This is a genomic window from Undibacterium sp. GW821-FHT11B02 (assembly GCF_058808955.1).
In genome coordinates this window covers 190,393-204,527 of the sequence record NZ_JBXASD010000002.1, presented here as the reverse complement: position 1 = coordinate 204,527, position 14,135 = coordinate 190,393, and the positions used below count along the sequence as shown (strand labels likewise).

Genomic DNA, 14,135 nt, shown 5'->3' with positions numbered 1-14,135 from the left:
CGCGAGCCTTAAATCCTGAAGCTTTCGCCGCAACCACATTCGTCCTTGACGTTGGGATTGTAGAATTTAAAGCCTTCGTTCAAGCCTTCGCGCGCAAAATCCAGTTCAGTGCCATCAATATATGGCAGGCTTTTGGGATCAACAAATACCTTGACGCCGTGCGATTCGAAAACCTGATCATCGGAGCCTATTTCATCCACATATTCCAGTTTGTACGCCATGCCTGAGCAACCAGTCGTGCGTACGCCAAAGCGCAGGCCTATGCCTTTACCGCGGCGTTCCATATACCTGGTGACGTGTTTTGCTGCTTTTTCTGTGAGTGTGATAGCCATGTTGATTCCAGTTCTTGCTGCCAATATTGCTTTTGTTTTGCTTGCTATGGTAGCTGTTAAGCTCAGGCGGTCTGTTCTTGTTCTGTGTTGTGCTTGTTTTTGTAATCCAGCACTGCAGCCTTGATCGCATCTTCTGCCAGGATAGAGCAGTGAATCTTGACCGGTGGCAGCGCCAGTTCTTCAGCGATTGCCGTGTTCTTGATTTCCAGTGCCTGGTCCAGCGTCTTGCCTTTGACCCATTCTGTCACCAGGGAAGAAGAAGCGATGGCAGAACCGCAGCCATAGGTCTTGAATTTGGCGTCCTGGATGATGCCATCAGCACCAACCTTGATTTGCAGTTTCATGACGTCACCGCAAGCCGGTGCGCCGACCATGCCGGTACCTACCGTGTCATCACCTTTTTCAAAGGCGCCGACATTGCGTGGATTTTCGTAGTGATCCAGAACTTTTTCAGAGTAAGCCATTTTGATGCTCCTTGATGTTTCTTAAATTCGGTTTCTTAAATGCGTTTTTTAAACGCGAAATTAATGCGCTGCCCACTGGATAGTGGAGATATCAATGCCGTCTTTATACATATCCCAGAGAGGCGACAGTTCACGCAACTTGGCAACCTTGGTCTTGAGCAGGTCGATGGTAAAGTCGATGTCTTCTTCTGTCGTAAAACGACCGATAGTGAAGCGTATCGAGCTGTGTGCCAGTTCGTCGCTGCGACCCAGTGCGCGCAGAACGTAGGATGGTTCCAGACTTGCAGATGTACAGGCAGAACCGGAAGACACGGCAATTTCCTTGATCGCCATGATCAGTGACTCACCTTCAACATAGTTGAAGCTGACATTCAGGTTATGGGGTACACGATGTTCCATGTCGCCATTGACATAGGTCTCTTCAATTTCTTTCAAGCCCTTTGCCAGACGGTCACGCATGGCACGTACATGTGCCAGTTCGCTATCCATTTCTTCCTTGGCGATACGGAAAGCTTCACCCATGCCGGCAATCTGGTGCGGTGCCAGTGTGCCGGAGCGGAAGCCACGCTCATGGCCACCGCCATGCATTTGGGCTTCCAGGCGTACGCGTGGTTTGCGACGAATATACAGCGCGCCTATGCCTTTAGGACCATAGGATTTGTGGGCAGAGAAAGACACCAGATCAACCTTGGTGTTTTCCAGATCAATATGTACTTTGCCGGTGGCCTGGGCTGCATCGGAATGGAATACGATGCCTTTTTCGCGGCACAGTTCGCCAATTTCAGCGATAGGTTGAATTACGCCAATTTCATTGTTGACCCACATCACGGATACCAGGATGGTGTCGGGACGTATCGCTGCTTTCAACTGTTCTACTGTGATCAGACCATCATCGCCTGGTTGCAGATAGGTCGCTTCAAAACCCTGGCGCTCCAGTTCACGCACGGTATCAAGCACAGCTTTATGCTCAGTCTTAACTGTGATGATGTGCTTGCCCTTGGATTTGTAAAAATTAGCAGCACCCTTGAGTGCCAGGTTGTTGCTTTCTGTCGCGCCGGAAGTCCAGATAATTTCACGCGGATCGGCATTCACCAGATCGGCCACTTGCGCACGGGCTTCTTCCACGGCTTTTTCTGCTTCCCAGCCATACATATGGCTTCGGGATGCAGGGTTGCCATACTGCGCACGCAGGAAAGGGATCATCTTGTCGGCAACACGTGGGTCGACCGGTGTTGTCGCCGAATAATCCATGTAGATAGGGAAATGCGGTGACTTCAATGTGTCCAGCAGGCTTTTTTCCAAAGGGGCGTTCATTTAAAACTCCAAATATTCAAGAGGCGATGTGACTGGCATGCGAATGGTGCATGACGACAACATGGTTTTCCGAGGCTTTCTGTCTTTGCTGATTGACCAGATCCTGGAGTGAAACAGAATCCAGGTAATCGACCATTTTGGCGTTCAACGTCGCCCATAAATCATGCGTCATGCAATGCAGACCATTTTCGTGGTCGCTGCCGTGGCAATTTCCCTTGCTGCCGCATTGAGTGGCATCAAGAGGTTCATCGACAGCAATAATAATGTCGGCAACAGTCACATTTTGTGCCTTGCGGGCAAGATTGTACCCGCCGCCGGGTCCGCGCACAGATTCAACAATTTCATGACGGCGCAATTTACCAAACAATTGCTCAAGATAAGACAGGGAAATGTCCTGGCGCTGGCTGATGCCGGCCAGGGTTACAGGTCCCTTATCCTGGCGCAGGGCCAGGTCTATCATTGCAGTGACGGCGAAACGTCCTTTGGTGGTCAGTCGCATAGGTTACTCCGGGGTACTCCAAGCAAAAAAAGCTGAATGCCCTGAGTTGTTGAGCATTTTAATCAAGTATAACAAACTTGAGTAATTTTGTCAGGAATAGGCTTAGAGTGAGAAGGGGGATGCAGTTAGAGGGCAGGCAGATAAGTGTGCTTTGCGCTCTGCCGTGTAATGCCACCAGGGTAACGGTGGTTCGCCACCCATGAATTTTACTATGGAAATGAAAACGTCGTAAACGCAGGGGTCATGCCTGGTCTTTGTCAGACTGCATAATTCATCATACATCTGGTAAGGATCACGTCCTTTCAACTGCCTGGGTTCGGTAATGCCCAGCAAATGCAGATCAGCAACGGCTGCCTTGCCAACATTTGGCAATTGCTCCAGATAGCTGATGGATGCGCAGGATAGTGCTTTTTTCATAAACTATATGACGTACTTGCCGGTTCGGGTCTTCAATACAGGATTGTAAGATTATTTTGTTTTTCTATAAAGTAAAAGACCGCCACGCAGGCGGTCTTTTACTGTCATTGACTTTGATCTGAATCAAATGTCAAAGCTGATGCCTTGTGCCAGCGGCAGCGAGTTGCTGTAATTGAAGGTATTTGTGGTGCGGCGCATATAGGCTTTCCACGCATCAGAACCAGATTCCCGGCCACCACCAGTTTCTTTTTCGCCGCCAAACGCGCCACCAATTTCTGCGCCGGAAGGACCGATATTGACATTGGCAATACCACAGTCACTACCGGCAGCTGACACAAAAGTCTCGGCTTCGCGCATATCCGTGGTGAATATCGAAGACGACAAACCCTGAGGCACTTCGTTATTCAAGCTGATGGCTTGCTGTAAATCGTTGTAACGAACGATGTACATGATGGGGGCAAAGGTTTCATGATGCATGGAGGCAGTCTGGCCGGGCATTTCTACCAGGGCAGGGCTGACGTAATAGCCATTTTCGTTGCCCGCAACGATAGTGCGTTCGCCGCCAAAAACCTTGCCTTGCTCGGATTTGGCAATTGCCAGTGCGCTTTGCATGGCGTCGAATGATGCGGCATCAATCAGCGGGCCAACCAGAGTGGTTTTGTCGAGCGGGTTGCCGACTGGCAGACCTGCATAGATTTTCTTCAGGCGTGGAACCAGCGTATCGTAAATACTGTCATGTACGAACAGTCGGCGCAGGGTAGTGCAGCGCTGTCCTGCAGTGCCGACGGCAGAAAAAGTAATGGCGCGAACGGCCATTTCCAAATCTGCACTGGGGGCGACTATCATGGCGTTATTGCCGCCCAGTTCCAGTATGGTGCGGGTCAGGCGTTTGGCGCAGGCTTCTGCAACCTGGCGGCCCATGCGGGTGCTGCCGGTTGCGCTGACCAGGGCCACGCGTTTGTCTTCCACCATCTGGGCGCCGGTATCGCGTGCACCGATGATCAATTCAGCCAATCCGGCCGGGGCATCACTACCAAAGCGGGCAACTGCCTTCATGAACAGGGCATGGGTAGCGATTGCCGTCAGCGGAGTTTTTTCAGATGGTTTCCAGGTCACGCTATTGCCGCAGACAAAGGCCAGGGCCGCATTCCAGGCCCAGACGGCGACCGGAAAATTGAAGGCAGAAATCACACCCACTACACCGATAGGATGCCATTGTTCCATCATGCGGTGACCGGGGCGCTCGGAGGCGATGGTCAGGCCATATAACTGACGTGACAGACCAACGGCGAAGTCGCAGATATCGATCATTTCCTGTACTTCCCCCAGACCTTCTTGCAGGATTTTGCCTGCTTCCAGTGTCACCAATTGACCCAGTGCCTGTTTGTGGGTACGCAATTCTTCACCGAAAAGACGTACCAGTTCACCGCGACGTGGCGCTGGTACATTGCGCCATTGCAAAAATGCGGCATGGGCGCGATCTATGCGCTGTTTGACTTCTGCTGCCGTATCGGTGCGCAGGCTGGCCAGAATCTGGCCATCTATGGGGGAAATGCTGTGGATGTCGCTTCCCTGATAGTCACTCAACTTGATGTCGAGTTCTTTAAGTATGGTTTGCAGAGTAGTGTTATTCATATTGTGTGCCTCGATACTTTGCCAACATCATCAGGTTCGCTTGTGGAAAACCTGATGAGCTTGCGTTTATATTGGATAGGCTTGACGCCAGAACCGACATTGTAGCGCCACAAATGGCCTTATGCCTTGATCCATTGTATTGGCAGCAGATTAAGCTGATCCCGCTGCGTAATATTGACCAAAACGATTTGCCAAAAAGTCGGACAGATCAGTCTGCTCCTGACGTACCAGACCATGCTGTGGCAATTTACCCGTGACCACCAGATCAACCATTGCGCAGATGCCGGAAGCAGTGGTCAGTTGTATCGCGGACAGTAATTGACCATTGACTTGCTGGGCATAGATTTTCTTAGCATAGGACTCCTGTTCCAGGCGGCCATCACGCATGCCGACGACACTGACAAAGACCAATACCACGTCCTGTTTGGTCATGGGGATGGCGGTTTCCATGACTTCTTTCAAGATCGGACGGCGTTCCAGTTTGCCCAGTTGCAGGTCGCGTATCAATACTTTGACGATATCGCGGTGACCGGGGTAGCGCACGGTCTTGTAATTCAGGTTTTGTACCTTGCCTTCCAGACTTTCACACAAGGTGCCCAGACCGCCAGAGGTGTTGAAGGCTTCGTAGTCAATGCCATCAAGCGAGAAATGTTCGATTTCTTCGAGGGCCGCTGTTTCGCGCAATTCGCCGTCAACAATCGCTTCACATGGGTTGCAATACTCATTGATCAGGCCATCAGTGCTCCAGGTCAGATTGTATTTGAGTGCATTGTTGGGGAAGGTGGGCAGGGCACCGACGCGCATGCTGACATCGCGCAGGGTTTCAAAACCTTTGGCGACATCATTGGCAACGATGGAGATAAAGCCTGGTGCCAGACCGCATTGCGGTACAAAGGCACAATCTGCACCTTCGGCCAGTTGTTTGACGATGCGTGTGCTTTCCACGTCTTCTGTCAGGTCAAAATAATGGGAGTTGGCTTCACGTGCTGCACCAGCGATGATGGGCGTCAAAAAGTAAGGGCAGGCTGACATGGTTACTTTGTGTCCGCGAATCAGTTCGGTGACTGCGGCTTTGTCACCCAGATCCGCCAGGACGATACGGGTATTAGGAAAACCTGCCTGTTCCACATATTTCAGGCGTTCAGGATCGCGGTCGGCGACTGTGATTTGATAATCACCAGTATGAGACAACAAATTGAGGATTGCATCACCAATTTTGCCTGCACCCAAAAGTATTAATTTCGTTGCCATATCTGCCTCCAATGCCTGATGTAAGAGTGTTGTTAAGAAAGTTCTTACTGAAGTGTAGGCCTTAGTTTTGTCAGATAATAGCGTCTAAATTATCGTCAATATGCATGGTCATACGATAATATGTAGCGAATATAAAGCGAAATGACGAAATGAAACCTGATCTTGATGATATAGACCATAAAATCCTGGCTTTGCTGATGGATAACGCTCGCTTACCGGTGACCAGTATTGCCAAGGCGGTTGGCATTGCTCGTACAACGGTCATCGCCAGGATAGCCACGCTGGAAAAGCGGGGAGTGATTGCCGGTTACGGCCTGAAGCTCAACCACAAACTGGCGCAGCCTGCAGTCAGGGCTTATGTTGGCCTGTCGGTCGAGGCGCGTTATGCCCCGGCATTAATCAAGTATCTGCAACAATTACCAGAGACAGAGACTTTGTGCGCCGTCAGTGGGGCCATCGACTATATGTTGACCTTGCGATGTACAAGTACTGAAATCCTGGATAAATTGCTGGACCAGATTGGTGCCCTTGATGGCGTCAGGCAAACCTCAACCTCGATTATTTTAAGTAAGCGCATAGATAGAGGGGCTTTGTAGGTGGATGCACTGAGAGGAGGATTGAAAACACAAATGCCGCATACAGGAATGCGGCATTTCAAAGAGAGAATCGTGCAGGCAGATGCATTGGCATCAGCGCGTAAGGATAGATATCAGGTGCTGCTGGCAGACTTTGCTTGTGCTTTTTTGTCTTCGGCGACTGTTTTCTTGGGCTGTGGCGCAGGTGCAGGCTGTGCATTGTCAGAAAAATGCATATTGGTTTGTTGCAGTATCTGCAAATGTACCGAAGCACGATCTACACCGCTTCTGTCCAGTTGCACCGGAGTCTGGGAAGGGACAGATGCTGGCGCTTCCTGCATGATTTCTGTGCTTGCAGATTTGTCTTGCTGATCGTATTCGGACGGCACAGAGGCCGAAAACATCAGTTCCTGGCTATAAGCCAGGCCGCCCAGCAGAGCAGAAGTAAGCACACAGAAGACGATGGATTTTTTTAACATGATTGCCTGCTAGAAAATAAGTGCTGCGACAAACCGGAATAATTGCTTAAATAATACAAAATTATTTCATTGTAATTGCTAAACAAGCAATTGTGGTTTTTTGTGTGTACGCATTTTTGCTTGCTGAATTTGTCTGTCTTGCTGATCGAAGGCAAGTTTTTCTTCATTGTTCAGACGTTTTGCTGCAATGAAGACGGTATGCACTTTGTTTCCAGCTTGTTCAAGATCAAATGCGATTTTTTGTTGTTCAGTCAGTCTAGATGCTGTGATTGTAACTGTAGCAACATTATTGCTTGCGTTCAGTTTATTAATATATTTTGCCACTGGCACTATGGTAGCAGCAAATAGAGCAATCGTTAACATAGTTAAATTGGTTTTCTTGATGATATTCATGCTATTTCTCCTTTTGACCTTCAGTGATCTTGCTATGCTTGCACTGTAATGGGCTGCGGCGATGCCTTCCATGCGTTTGCGATGAAATGCAGAAAGTCTGGGATGAAATTCAAGAAATGCAACATGAACGGTATGGCTGCAGTATGGCCGTATTTGCAAGAAAAGATATTTTTACACTGCAAGGCACGGTAAATGGCCTGCCACTATTCAAATTTGGAGCCGTTATGGCAGTAAAACGAAAGATAAGATTGCGCGTATTTTTATTGGTGTTGCTGTCGGGGCTGTCATTGCTTGCACAGGCGCAGCTACAGCCCTGGGGTGATTATCCCGCTTTGCCCAAGTCATTTCTTGCCACTGCTGTCAGTGAGGCAAATGAAAATGGCGACAGCTTGCGCTTTCTAGAGTCTTTAAGTGATGCACAGGTACGTGCATGGATGAAACGACAGACTGATTTTAGCCAAGCGGTCGTCTCCCGCATCAATGGCAGGGATGTTTTGCTGGCCAGACTCAAAAATTTACAGGCGCAGGACTTTGGTGCCGGTAACTTGACGGAAGCAAGTGGCAGGCAGTTTTTTGTCAAACCTGTGGGAGATGGCAAGGCTGGTCTGTTCATGCGCAACGCCAGTACAGCAGGCGAGAAAATATTGATGGTGGCTGAAGCTGGGAAGGCAATCAGTTTTTTCAATCCTTCGCCGGATGGCAATTATGTCGCCGTCGGCATGCTGTCAAATGATGGCCGTCGGCAGCACAGTCTGCGCATCATTAAAACTGCTGACGCCAGTGTGTTGAAAGATGATATGGGAAATATTCCTGCCAATGCCAGAGAAGTCAGCTGGAAGGCGGATGGTAGTGTACTGTTTTTCCCCAGGAGTGCTGGCAAGGCAGATACCGAAAATGGTGCTGTGTGGCAGCATGTGCTGGGAACAAAAGCCAGGGATGACCAGGCATTGATCGGTGCAGGTGTTAGCAAGAGCCGGAAATTTGCTGCTACGGATGCCATCACACTCAAGACGGCAGCTAAATCTGCTTTTGTACTGGCTGAGGTGCGCCATGGAAATACACCAGATCGCAGTCTGTATTTGATCAAGCAAGACCAGTTAAAGGGTGCGGCCACTGCCTGGCAACGCCTGGCTAGCCCGACTGACAAAATCAAAAACGTCTGGTTGTCGGGGGAAAGCTTGTATCTGGTCTCGACTAAAAAGAAGACCGCCGGTGCCATTCTTAAAGTGGACCTGAAAACGCCACAATTAAGCAATGCCAAGGAATTATTTGTCGCCAGCGATGAAGAAGTACTGGAATTGGCCGCCGCCAAAAATGCGCTGTATGCCCATGTGGCAGAGGCGGGCTTTAGTAAGTTGGTGAAAATCGATCTGACCAGCAATAAAAAGGAAGAAATCAATTTGCCTTATGCTGGCAAGATCAGCCAATTGACTGCTGATGCAGAAAACGAAGGGGCACTGTTTGTGCTGGAAGCTGCCAATGCCGCACCTTTGTCTTACCGTGTGCTGCCCGCTGGCGAAGTCAAGAATGTCGAAATCTTTCGTTCTCCGCAAATCGGCTTTCATCGCATTGCTACCAAGCACCTGACGCTGACCAGGCCAGGTACCAACAAACCATTGTCAATGACTTTACTGTACCCACAAGGCATGGAGCTTGATGGTAGCCACGTCTGTCTGTTGAGTGTGGAAACCGGCACTGGCCTTGCGGCCCTGGCCGGTTATGACGCAAAACGCCTGGCATGGCTGGAACAGGATGCGGTGATGGCCATCGTTTATGTGCCTGATAGTGCAGATGTCAAAAATCGCTCTGCTAACGATGGTCTGGATGAATTTTTGTTTGCTGCAGATTATCTGGTCAGTGAGGGATATACCAGTGCCAGGAAACTGGTGGCGCAAGAGCCGCGTACCAGTCAGCGCTATCTGGCCATGGCCATCAGTCAGCGACCACAATTATTGGCGGCTGTGCAAAGCGCATCGTTGTTGTCTGAGCCTTTGGTGATAGATAAAAACAAGAAAACGGTACAGCGCGGCAAGAATCTGACAAGCACCTATGCATATCAGCAATTGCGCGAAGGCTCATCCTATCCAGCCATGCTGTTGACAGCACGTTTTGGTGTAGGTGCTGCACCGGTGTGGATGACAGGTAAATTTGCGGCACGTATACAAATGCTGAATGCGGACAAATCACGCCCGGTCCTGTTTCGTACGGATTTTGCAAATTCATGGAAAACAGATGCCATGGCAGAGCAGGCAGATGCCTGGTCATTTTTCTTTTGGCAAACGGGACGCAAGGGGTTTTTGCTCAAACCTTGAACGGATTTTTGTGTATCTGAATAAAACAAACGGCCATATGATGGCCGTTTGTTTTTGATGCAGGCAGGATATGTCGGTAGGTGTTTAGCAGGCTGCGTAATTCACACTGACCACATGTATTGCCAGGCCACCCAGCGAAGTTTCCTTGTATTTTGCCTGCATGTCAGCACCGGTCTGACGCATGGTTTCAATGACGTCGTCCAGACTGACATGGTGACTGCCATCACTGCGCAAGGACAACGAGGCTGCGGTAATCGCCTTTACTGCACCCATGCCATTACGTTCTATGCAAGGGATTTGCACCAAGCCGCCGATAGGGTCACAAGTCATGCCCAGATGATGTTCTATGCCGATTTCGGCTGCAGATTCTATCTGTTCATTACTGCCACCCAGGGCGGCAGTGAGACCAGCAGCGGCCATCGCACATGCCACACCGACTTCACCCTGACAGCCAATTTCTGCACCGGAAATCGAGGCATTTTTCTTGCACAGCATGCCTATCGCCGATGCTGCCAGCATGAAGTTGCGTATCCCTTGTTCAGGATCGCTGGGTTTGCAATCTTCTGCGTAATAGCGCAGCACGGCCGGTATGATGCCTGCTGCCCCATTGGTTGGCGCGGTCACGACCCTGCCACCGGCAGCATTTTCTTCATTCACCGCCATGGCATACAGGCTGACCCTGTGCATGCCGTCGTGCGGCAAGACATCTGCTGTTTCATTGGCGGTGCGCCACAGTTTGGCGGCACGGCGTTTGACGTGCAGGCCACCTGGTAATTCCCCCGATAGTTGCAGGCCGCGTGATATGCAGCCTTTCATCACAGCCCATATTTTGTCGATGCCGGCATCCAGTTCCTGATCACTGGAATAGACATTTTCATTGGCACGCATCATGCTGGAGATTGACAAGCCACTACGTTTGCCATGTGCCAGCAATTCGGCCATGGTGGCAAATGGGTACGGCAAGGTTTTTTTATTTCCGGCATCGCCCGCGCCAGGATTTGCCAGTTCTTCGGCAGAATAGATAAAGCCACCACCAGTGGAGTAATAGATTTTTTCAAAGCTGCTGCCGTCATTGTGCGTCAGCATGAATTTCATGCCATTCGGATGGCCGGGCAGCACTTCCTGCTTATGCCACAACAAATCTGTGGCAGTGTCGAATTTGACAGGGTATTCGCCCAATAAATTCATCTTGCCTGAACTGGCAAGTGCTGCCAGTTTTTCGTCGACGCTTTCAGGGACGAGATCTTGCGGTGTTTCACCCATCAGGCCCAGCAGCACGGCCTTGTCGGTGGCGTGGCCCATGCCTGTCAGTGCCAGCGAACCATACAGGGCGACCTGTATCTTGCTGGTTTTATATAAATCATTGGCTTCAAGTAAAAAACGACGGGCCGCCAGCATCGGGCCTACCGTATGGGAACTGGAGGGACCCACGCCTATTTTAAATAATTCGAATACACGCATGTCCATCGTTTGCCTCTTTTACTTGTCTCAATTAATTTTTGTTTATGCAGCCTTGCTCAACTCCTTGCGATCGACATGGATATTCTTGAGCATGTCTTCCACCAGTTGTTGCAGGCTTACTTGTGCTTGCCAGCCCCAGTCTTTGCTCGCTACCGAGTCATCCAGGCTTTGTGGCCATGAGGCAGCGATAGCCTGGCGGCTGTCTGGCGCGTAGTGTATGTCAAACGCGGGCAAATTTTGTTTGATTGCAAACGCTAATTCCCGTGGATTGAAGCTTAATCCGGCGACATTGTATGAAGAACGTATAGAAAGTTTGGTGGCCGGTGCATCCATCAAGGAAATGGTGGCACGTATGGCATCCGGCATGTAAATCATGGGCAGGCTGGTTTCTGCTTCCAGGAAACATTCATAGGTTTCGCCACGCAATGCTGAATGGAATATTGCAATCGCATAATCCGTCGTGCCACCGCCTGGAGGGGATTTGTAGCTAATAATGCCTGGGTAGCGAATGCTGCGTACATCCACGCCATATTTCTGGAAATAATATTCGCACAGTCGTTCGCCTGCCAATTTGCTGATGCCGTAAATCGTGCTGGGGTCCATGACCGTATATTGTGGCGTATTGACAGGTGGCGTGTTCGGGCCAAAGGCAGCGATGGAAGAAGGCCAGAATACTTTCAGTGGTTTGCCGGCTTCGCCACGCAATCGGGCCAATTCAAGAATGTTCAGCAAACCATCCATGTTCAGGGTCCAGGCTTTCAAGGGGGCTTGTTCACCAGTGGCGGACAGCATCGCCGCCAACTGGTACACCTGGGTGACCTGATACTGTTCAACTACCTGCGCCAGTCTGTCAGTATTGAGGACATCAATAATTTCATAGATTTTTGCGCCATACAGGCTTTTTGGACTGATATCAGCGGCGATCACATTATCGACACCATGCTGTATGGCCAGTGCTTCCACCAGTTCGCTACCGATCTGGCCGTTGGCGCCAATTACTAAAATACGCTCCATGACTTTCCTTATTGAATAATGTTTAATTCACGACCAGCCTTGGAAAACGCGGCCAGTGCAATATTGAGTTGATCTGTCGTATGTGCAGCCGATAACTGCACCCTGACCCTGGCTTGTCCCATCGGTACCACAGGATAAAAGAAGCCTGTTACCAGCACCCCCAGTTCATACAGGCGGGCGGCAAATTTTTGGGCAACCGGTGCATCAAACAACATGACAGGCACAACCGGATGGGTGCCGGGCTTGATGGTAAAGCCTAATGAGGCAATTTCACGACGGAAATAAGCTGTATTTTCATGCAGACGGTCACGCAGGGCTGTGGATGTCGACAATCGCTGCAATACCGACAGCGAGGCGCCAGCAATTGAAGGTGCCAGTGTGTTGGAGAACAAATACGGACGTGATTTCTGGCGCAAGGTATCAATGACTTCCTTGCGTGCAGCGGTAAAGCCGCCCATGGCACCACCCAATGCCTTACCCAGCGTGCCGGTAATAATATCGATGCGACCCAGTACGCCATGATGTTCATGGGTGCCACGACCAGTCTTGCCCATGAAACCGGATGCATGGCATTCGTCTATCATGACCAGAGCATCATATTTGTCGGCCAGATCACAAATCTTGTCCAGTTGTGCAATGGTGCCATCCATGGAAAACACGCCGTCGGTGACGATAATACGGTGACGTTTGTCGGCTGCGGCAATCAGTTGTGCCTCCAGGTCCGCCATGTCGTTATGGGTATAGCGGAAACGTGCTGCCTTGCAAAGGCGGATGCCGTCAATGATGGAAGCATGATTCAGTGCGTCAGAGATAATCGCGTCATTTTCATCAAACAGGGGTTCAAATACACCACCATTGGCATCGAATGCGGCTGCATACAAGATACAGTCTTCAGTACCCAGAAATGTTGCCAGCGCTTTTTCCAGTTGCTTATGCACTGTCTGTGTGCCGCAGATAAAGCGTACAGATGACAGACCATAGCCATATTGTTCAGTTGCAGCAATCGAGGCTTGCACCATGGATTCATCGCCAGACAAACCCAGATAATTATTGGCGCACAGATTAATTAATTGTCTGCCATCATCGCAAGTCACTTGCGCTCCCTGGCGCGATGCAATCACGCGCTCGGGTTTATACAGGCCCTGTTCGCGCAAAGTGCCGAGATTACTTGCCAAACTGCTCAGGAAATGTTGTCTGGATTGGTTCTGGCTCATAGGTGTCTCCATTTGTTTGCCCGTTTTGCTTGCGAAAGTGTCACTGCTTGTGGCTGTGCACTGCTACACTATTGTAAAAATTCCCGAATTAATTGAATAATTCGATATCCAGAACTAAAGTTCGATATATCGAATATTAATCTAGCTTTTTTAGTGATGCAAGAGTCTCTATGAAAAAAGTTTTACCCAATACACCGCCAGAAGTAGGCGCAACTTTGCAAAAGATGCGTCTTCAACGGGGTTTGACACTGGAAGATCTGTCGCGGACGGCAGGGGTGTCCAAATCCATGTTGTCTCAGATAGAAAGGGAAAAGGCCAATCCCACGATTGCAGTTGCCTGGCGGCTGGCAAACGCCCTTGGTGTTGGCATGGCAGAATTATTGTCATCAGAATCACCAAAACAGGACCCGATCCGCGTATTGGAAGCCCATGAAACACCGACTTTGCCAGGGGAACATGCTGGCTACGTGCTACGCATCCTGGGGCCGATGGAGCTGGCTGGCAAATATGAATGGTATGAACTGACGCTTTCACCCGGCGGTGCGCTGGTATCGAATTCACATGACCCTGGTGCGTCCGAGCATCTGACCCTGTTGCATGGCAGCGTGGAAGTAGAAGTTGAAGGTAGTCGTAAGAAACTTAAGCTGGGTGCAACTGCAAGGTATGAAGCCGACAAGAATCATGCCATACGTAATATCGGCAAGACAGAAGCCAAGGCTTTGCTGGTAGTGATACATCGTTAATGTAATGCGATAAATAGTTGGAGTGAGGGCGA

Annotated in this window: 15 protein-coding genes; 3 read left to right on the top strand and 12 right to left on the bottom strand. The window is 50.0% G+C overall.

Annotated features, from left to right (window positions below):
* Positions 1 to 8 precede the first annotated feature (8 nt).
* From iscA to AC1RVX_RS04150, 7 genes are all read right to left on the bottom strand, one after another.
* Positions 9 to 332 (bottom strand): iron-sulfur cluster assembly protein IscA, encoded by a 324-nt coding sequence (iscA, locus tag AC1RVX_RS04180; protein WP_176803699.1) that lies wholly within the window; start codon positions 330 to 332, stop codon positions 9 to 11.
* Positions 333 to 394: 62 nt separating this feature from the next.
* A complete protein-coding gene (gene iscU, locus AC1RVX_RS04175) occupies positions 395 to 796 on the bottom strand; it encodes a Fe-S cluster assembly scaffold IscU (RefSeq protein ID WP_493215321.1) in 402 nt (133 codons plus the stop codon).
* A 60-nt stretch (positions 797 to 856) separates the two neighbouring features.
* Positions 857 to 2,110 carry an IscS subfamily cysteine desulfurase gene (locus AC1RVX_RS04170; RefSeq protein ID WP_493215320.1) on the bottom strand — a complete coding sequence of 418 codons (1,254 nt, stop codon included), beginning with the start codon at positions 2,108 to 2,110 and terminating at the stop codon, positions 857 to 859.
* Positions 2,111 to 2,126: 16 nt separating this feature from the next.
* Entirely contained in the window at positions 2,127 to 2,609 is a 483-nt protein-coding gene (gene iscR, locus AC1RVX_RS04165) for a Fe-S cluster assembly transcriptional regulator IscR (protein WP_493215319.1), read from the bottom strand.
* A gap of 102 nt (positions 2,610 to 2,711) precedes the next feature.
* Entirely contained in the window at positions 2,712 to 3,026 is a 315-nt protein-coding gene (locus tag AC1RVX_RS04160) for a helix-hairpin-helix domain-containing protein (RefSeq protein WP_493215318.1), read from the bottom strand.
* A gap of 123 nt (positions 3,027 to 3,149) precedes the next feature.
* Entirely contained in the window at positions 3,150 to 4,661 is a 1,512-nt protein-coding gene (gene amaB, locus AC1RVX_RS04155) for an L-piperidine-6-carboxylate dehydrogenase (protein ID WP_493215317.1), read from the bottom strand.
* Positions 4,662 to 4,811: 150 nt separating this feature from the next.
* Positions 4,812 to 5,912: a saccharopine dehydrogenase family protein gene (locus AC1RVX_RS04150; RefSeq protein WP_493215316.1), complete on the bottom strand. Its 1,101-nt coding sequence runs from the start codon at positions 5,910 to 5,912 to the stop codon at positions 4,812 to 4,814.
* A 149-nt stretch (positions 5,913 to 6,061) separates the two neighbouring features.
* Here AC1RVX_RS04150 and AC1RVX_RS04145 point away from each other — a divergent pair, with 149 nt between their 5' ends.
* A complete protein-coding gene (locus tag AC1RVX_RS04145; protein WP_493215315.1) occupies positions 6,062 to 6,508 on the top strand; it encodes an Lrp/AsnC family transcriptional regulator in 447 nt (148 codons plus the stop codon).
* A gap of 113 nt (positions 6,509 to 6,621) precedes the next feature.
* Here the strand turns inward: AC1RVX_RS04145 and AC1RVX_RS04140 are convergent, their stop codons facing one another.
* Entirely contained in the window at positions 6,622 to 6,966 is a 345-nt protein-coding gene (locus AC1RVX_RS04140; protein ID WP_493215314.1) for a hypothetical protein, read from the bottom strand.
* A gap of 78 nt (positions 6,967 to 7,044) precedes the next feature.
* Positions 7,045 to 7,359: a hypothetical protein gene (locus AC1RVX_RS04135; protein WP_493215313.1), complete on the bottom strand. Its 315-nt coding sequence runs from the start codon at positions 7,357 to 7,359 to the stop codon at positions 7,045 to 7,047.
* Between the two features lie 224 nt (positions 7,360 to 7,583).
* On the opposite strand from AC1RVX_RS04135, the gene AC1RVX_RS04130 reads away from it, so the two are divergent.
* A complete protein-coding gene (locus AC1RVX_RS04130; protein WP_493215312.1) occupies positions 7,584 to 9,671 on the top strand; it encodes a prolyl oligopeptidase family protein in 2,088 nt (695 codons plus the stop codon).
* A gap of 84 nt (positions 9,672 to 9,755) precedes the next feature.
* Here AC1RVX_RS04130 and AC1RVX_RS04125 read toward each other — a convergent pair whose 3' ends face one another.
* From AC1RVX_RS04125 to kbl, 3 genes are read right to left on the bottom strand one after another with little or no spacing between them, the layout of a single operon-like run.
* Entirely contained in the window at positions 9,756 to 11,138 is a 1,383-nt protein-coding gene (locus AC1RVX_RS04125; protein ID WP_493215311.1) for an L-serine ammonia-lyase, read from the bottom strand.
* Positions 11,139 to 11,174: 36 nt separating this feature from the next.
* Entirely contained in the window at positions 11,175 to 12,146 is a 972-nt protein-coding gene (locus AC1RVX_RS04120) for an NAD-dependent epimerase/dehydratase family protein (RefSeq protein ID WP_493215310.1), read from the bottom strand.
* An 8-nt stretch (positions 12,147 to 12,154) separates the two neighbouring features.
* Positions 12,155 to 13,360: a glycine C-acetyltransferase gene (gene kbl / locus AC1RVX_RS04115; protein WP_493215309.1), complete on the bottom strand. Its 1,206-nt coding sequence runs from the start codon at positions 13,358 to 13,360 to the stop codon at positions 12,155 to 12,157.
* Positions 13,361 to 13,530: 170 nt separating this feature from the next.
* Here kbl and AC1RVX_RS04110 point away from each other — a divergent pair, with 170 nt between their 5' ends.
* Positions 13,531 to 14,103, top strand: coding sequence for a helix-turn-helix domain-containing protein (locus AC1RVX_RS04110; protein ID WP_493215308.1), 573 nt, complete (start codon positions 13,531 to 13,533; stop codon positions 14,101 to 14,103).
* Positions 14,104 to 14,135 lie beyond the last annotated feature (32 nt).

Coding starts and splice junctions, on each gene's coding strand:
- iscU (WP_493215321.1), bottom strand. CDS start 796: ATGGCTTACTCTGAAAAAGTTCTGGATCACTACGAAAATCCACGCAAT.
- AC1RVX_RS04170 (WP_493215320.1), bottom strand. CDS start 2,110: ATGAACGCCCCTTTGGAAAAAAGCCTGCTGGACACATTGAAGTCACCG.
- AC1RVX_RS04145 (WP_493215315.1), top strand. CDS start 6,062: ATGAAACCTGATCTTGATGATATAGACCATAAAATCCTGGCTTTGCTG.
- AC1RVX_RS04135 (WP_493215313.1), bottom strand. CDS start 7,359: ATGAATATCATCAAGAAAACCAATTTAACTATGTTAACGATTGCTCTA.
- kbl (WP_493215309.1), bottom strand. CDS start 13,360: ATGAGCCAGAACCAATCCAGACAACATTTCCTGAGCAGTTTGGCAAGT.
- AC1RVX_RS04130 (WP_493215312.1), top strand. CDS start 7,584: ATGGCAGTAAAACGAAAGATAAGATTGCGCGTATTTTTATTGGTGTTG.
- AC1RVX_RS04110 (WP_493215308.1), top strand. CDS start 13,531: ATGAAAAAAGTTTTACCCAATACACCGCCAGAAGTAGGCGCAACTTTG.
- iscR (WP_493215319.1), bottom strand. CDS start 2,609: ATGCGACTGACCACCAAAGGACGTTTCGCCGTCACTGCAATGATAGAC.
- AC1RVX_RS04140 (WP_493215314.1), bottom strand. CDS start 6,966: ATGTTAAAAAAATCCATCGTCTTCTGTGTGCTTACTTCTGCTCTGCTG.
- AC1RVX_RS04125 (WP_493215311.1), bottom strand. CDS start 11,138: ATGGACATGCGTGTATTCGAATTATTTAAAATAGGCGTGGGTCCCTCC.
- AC1RVX_RS04120 (WP_493215310.1), bottom strand. CDS start 12,146: ATGGAGCGTATTTTAGTAATTGGCGCCAACGGCCAGATCGGTAGCGAA.
- AC1RVX_RS04160 (WP_493215318.1), bottom strand. CDS start 3,026: ATGAAAAAAGCACTATCCTGCGCATCCATCAGCTATCTGGAGCAATTG.
- iscA (WP_176803699.1), bottom strand. CDS start 332: ATGGCTATCACACTCACAGAAAAAGCAGCAAAACACGTCACCAGGTAT.
- amaB (WP_493215317.1), bottom strand. CDS start 4,661: ATGAATAACACTACTCTGCAAACCATACTTAAAGAACTCGACATCAAG.
- AC1RVX_RS04150 (WP_493215316.1), bottom strand. CDS start 5,912: ATGGCAACGAAATTAATACTTTTGGGTGCAGGCAAAATTGGTGATGCA.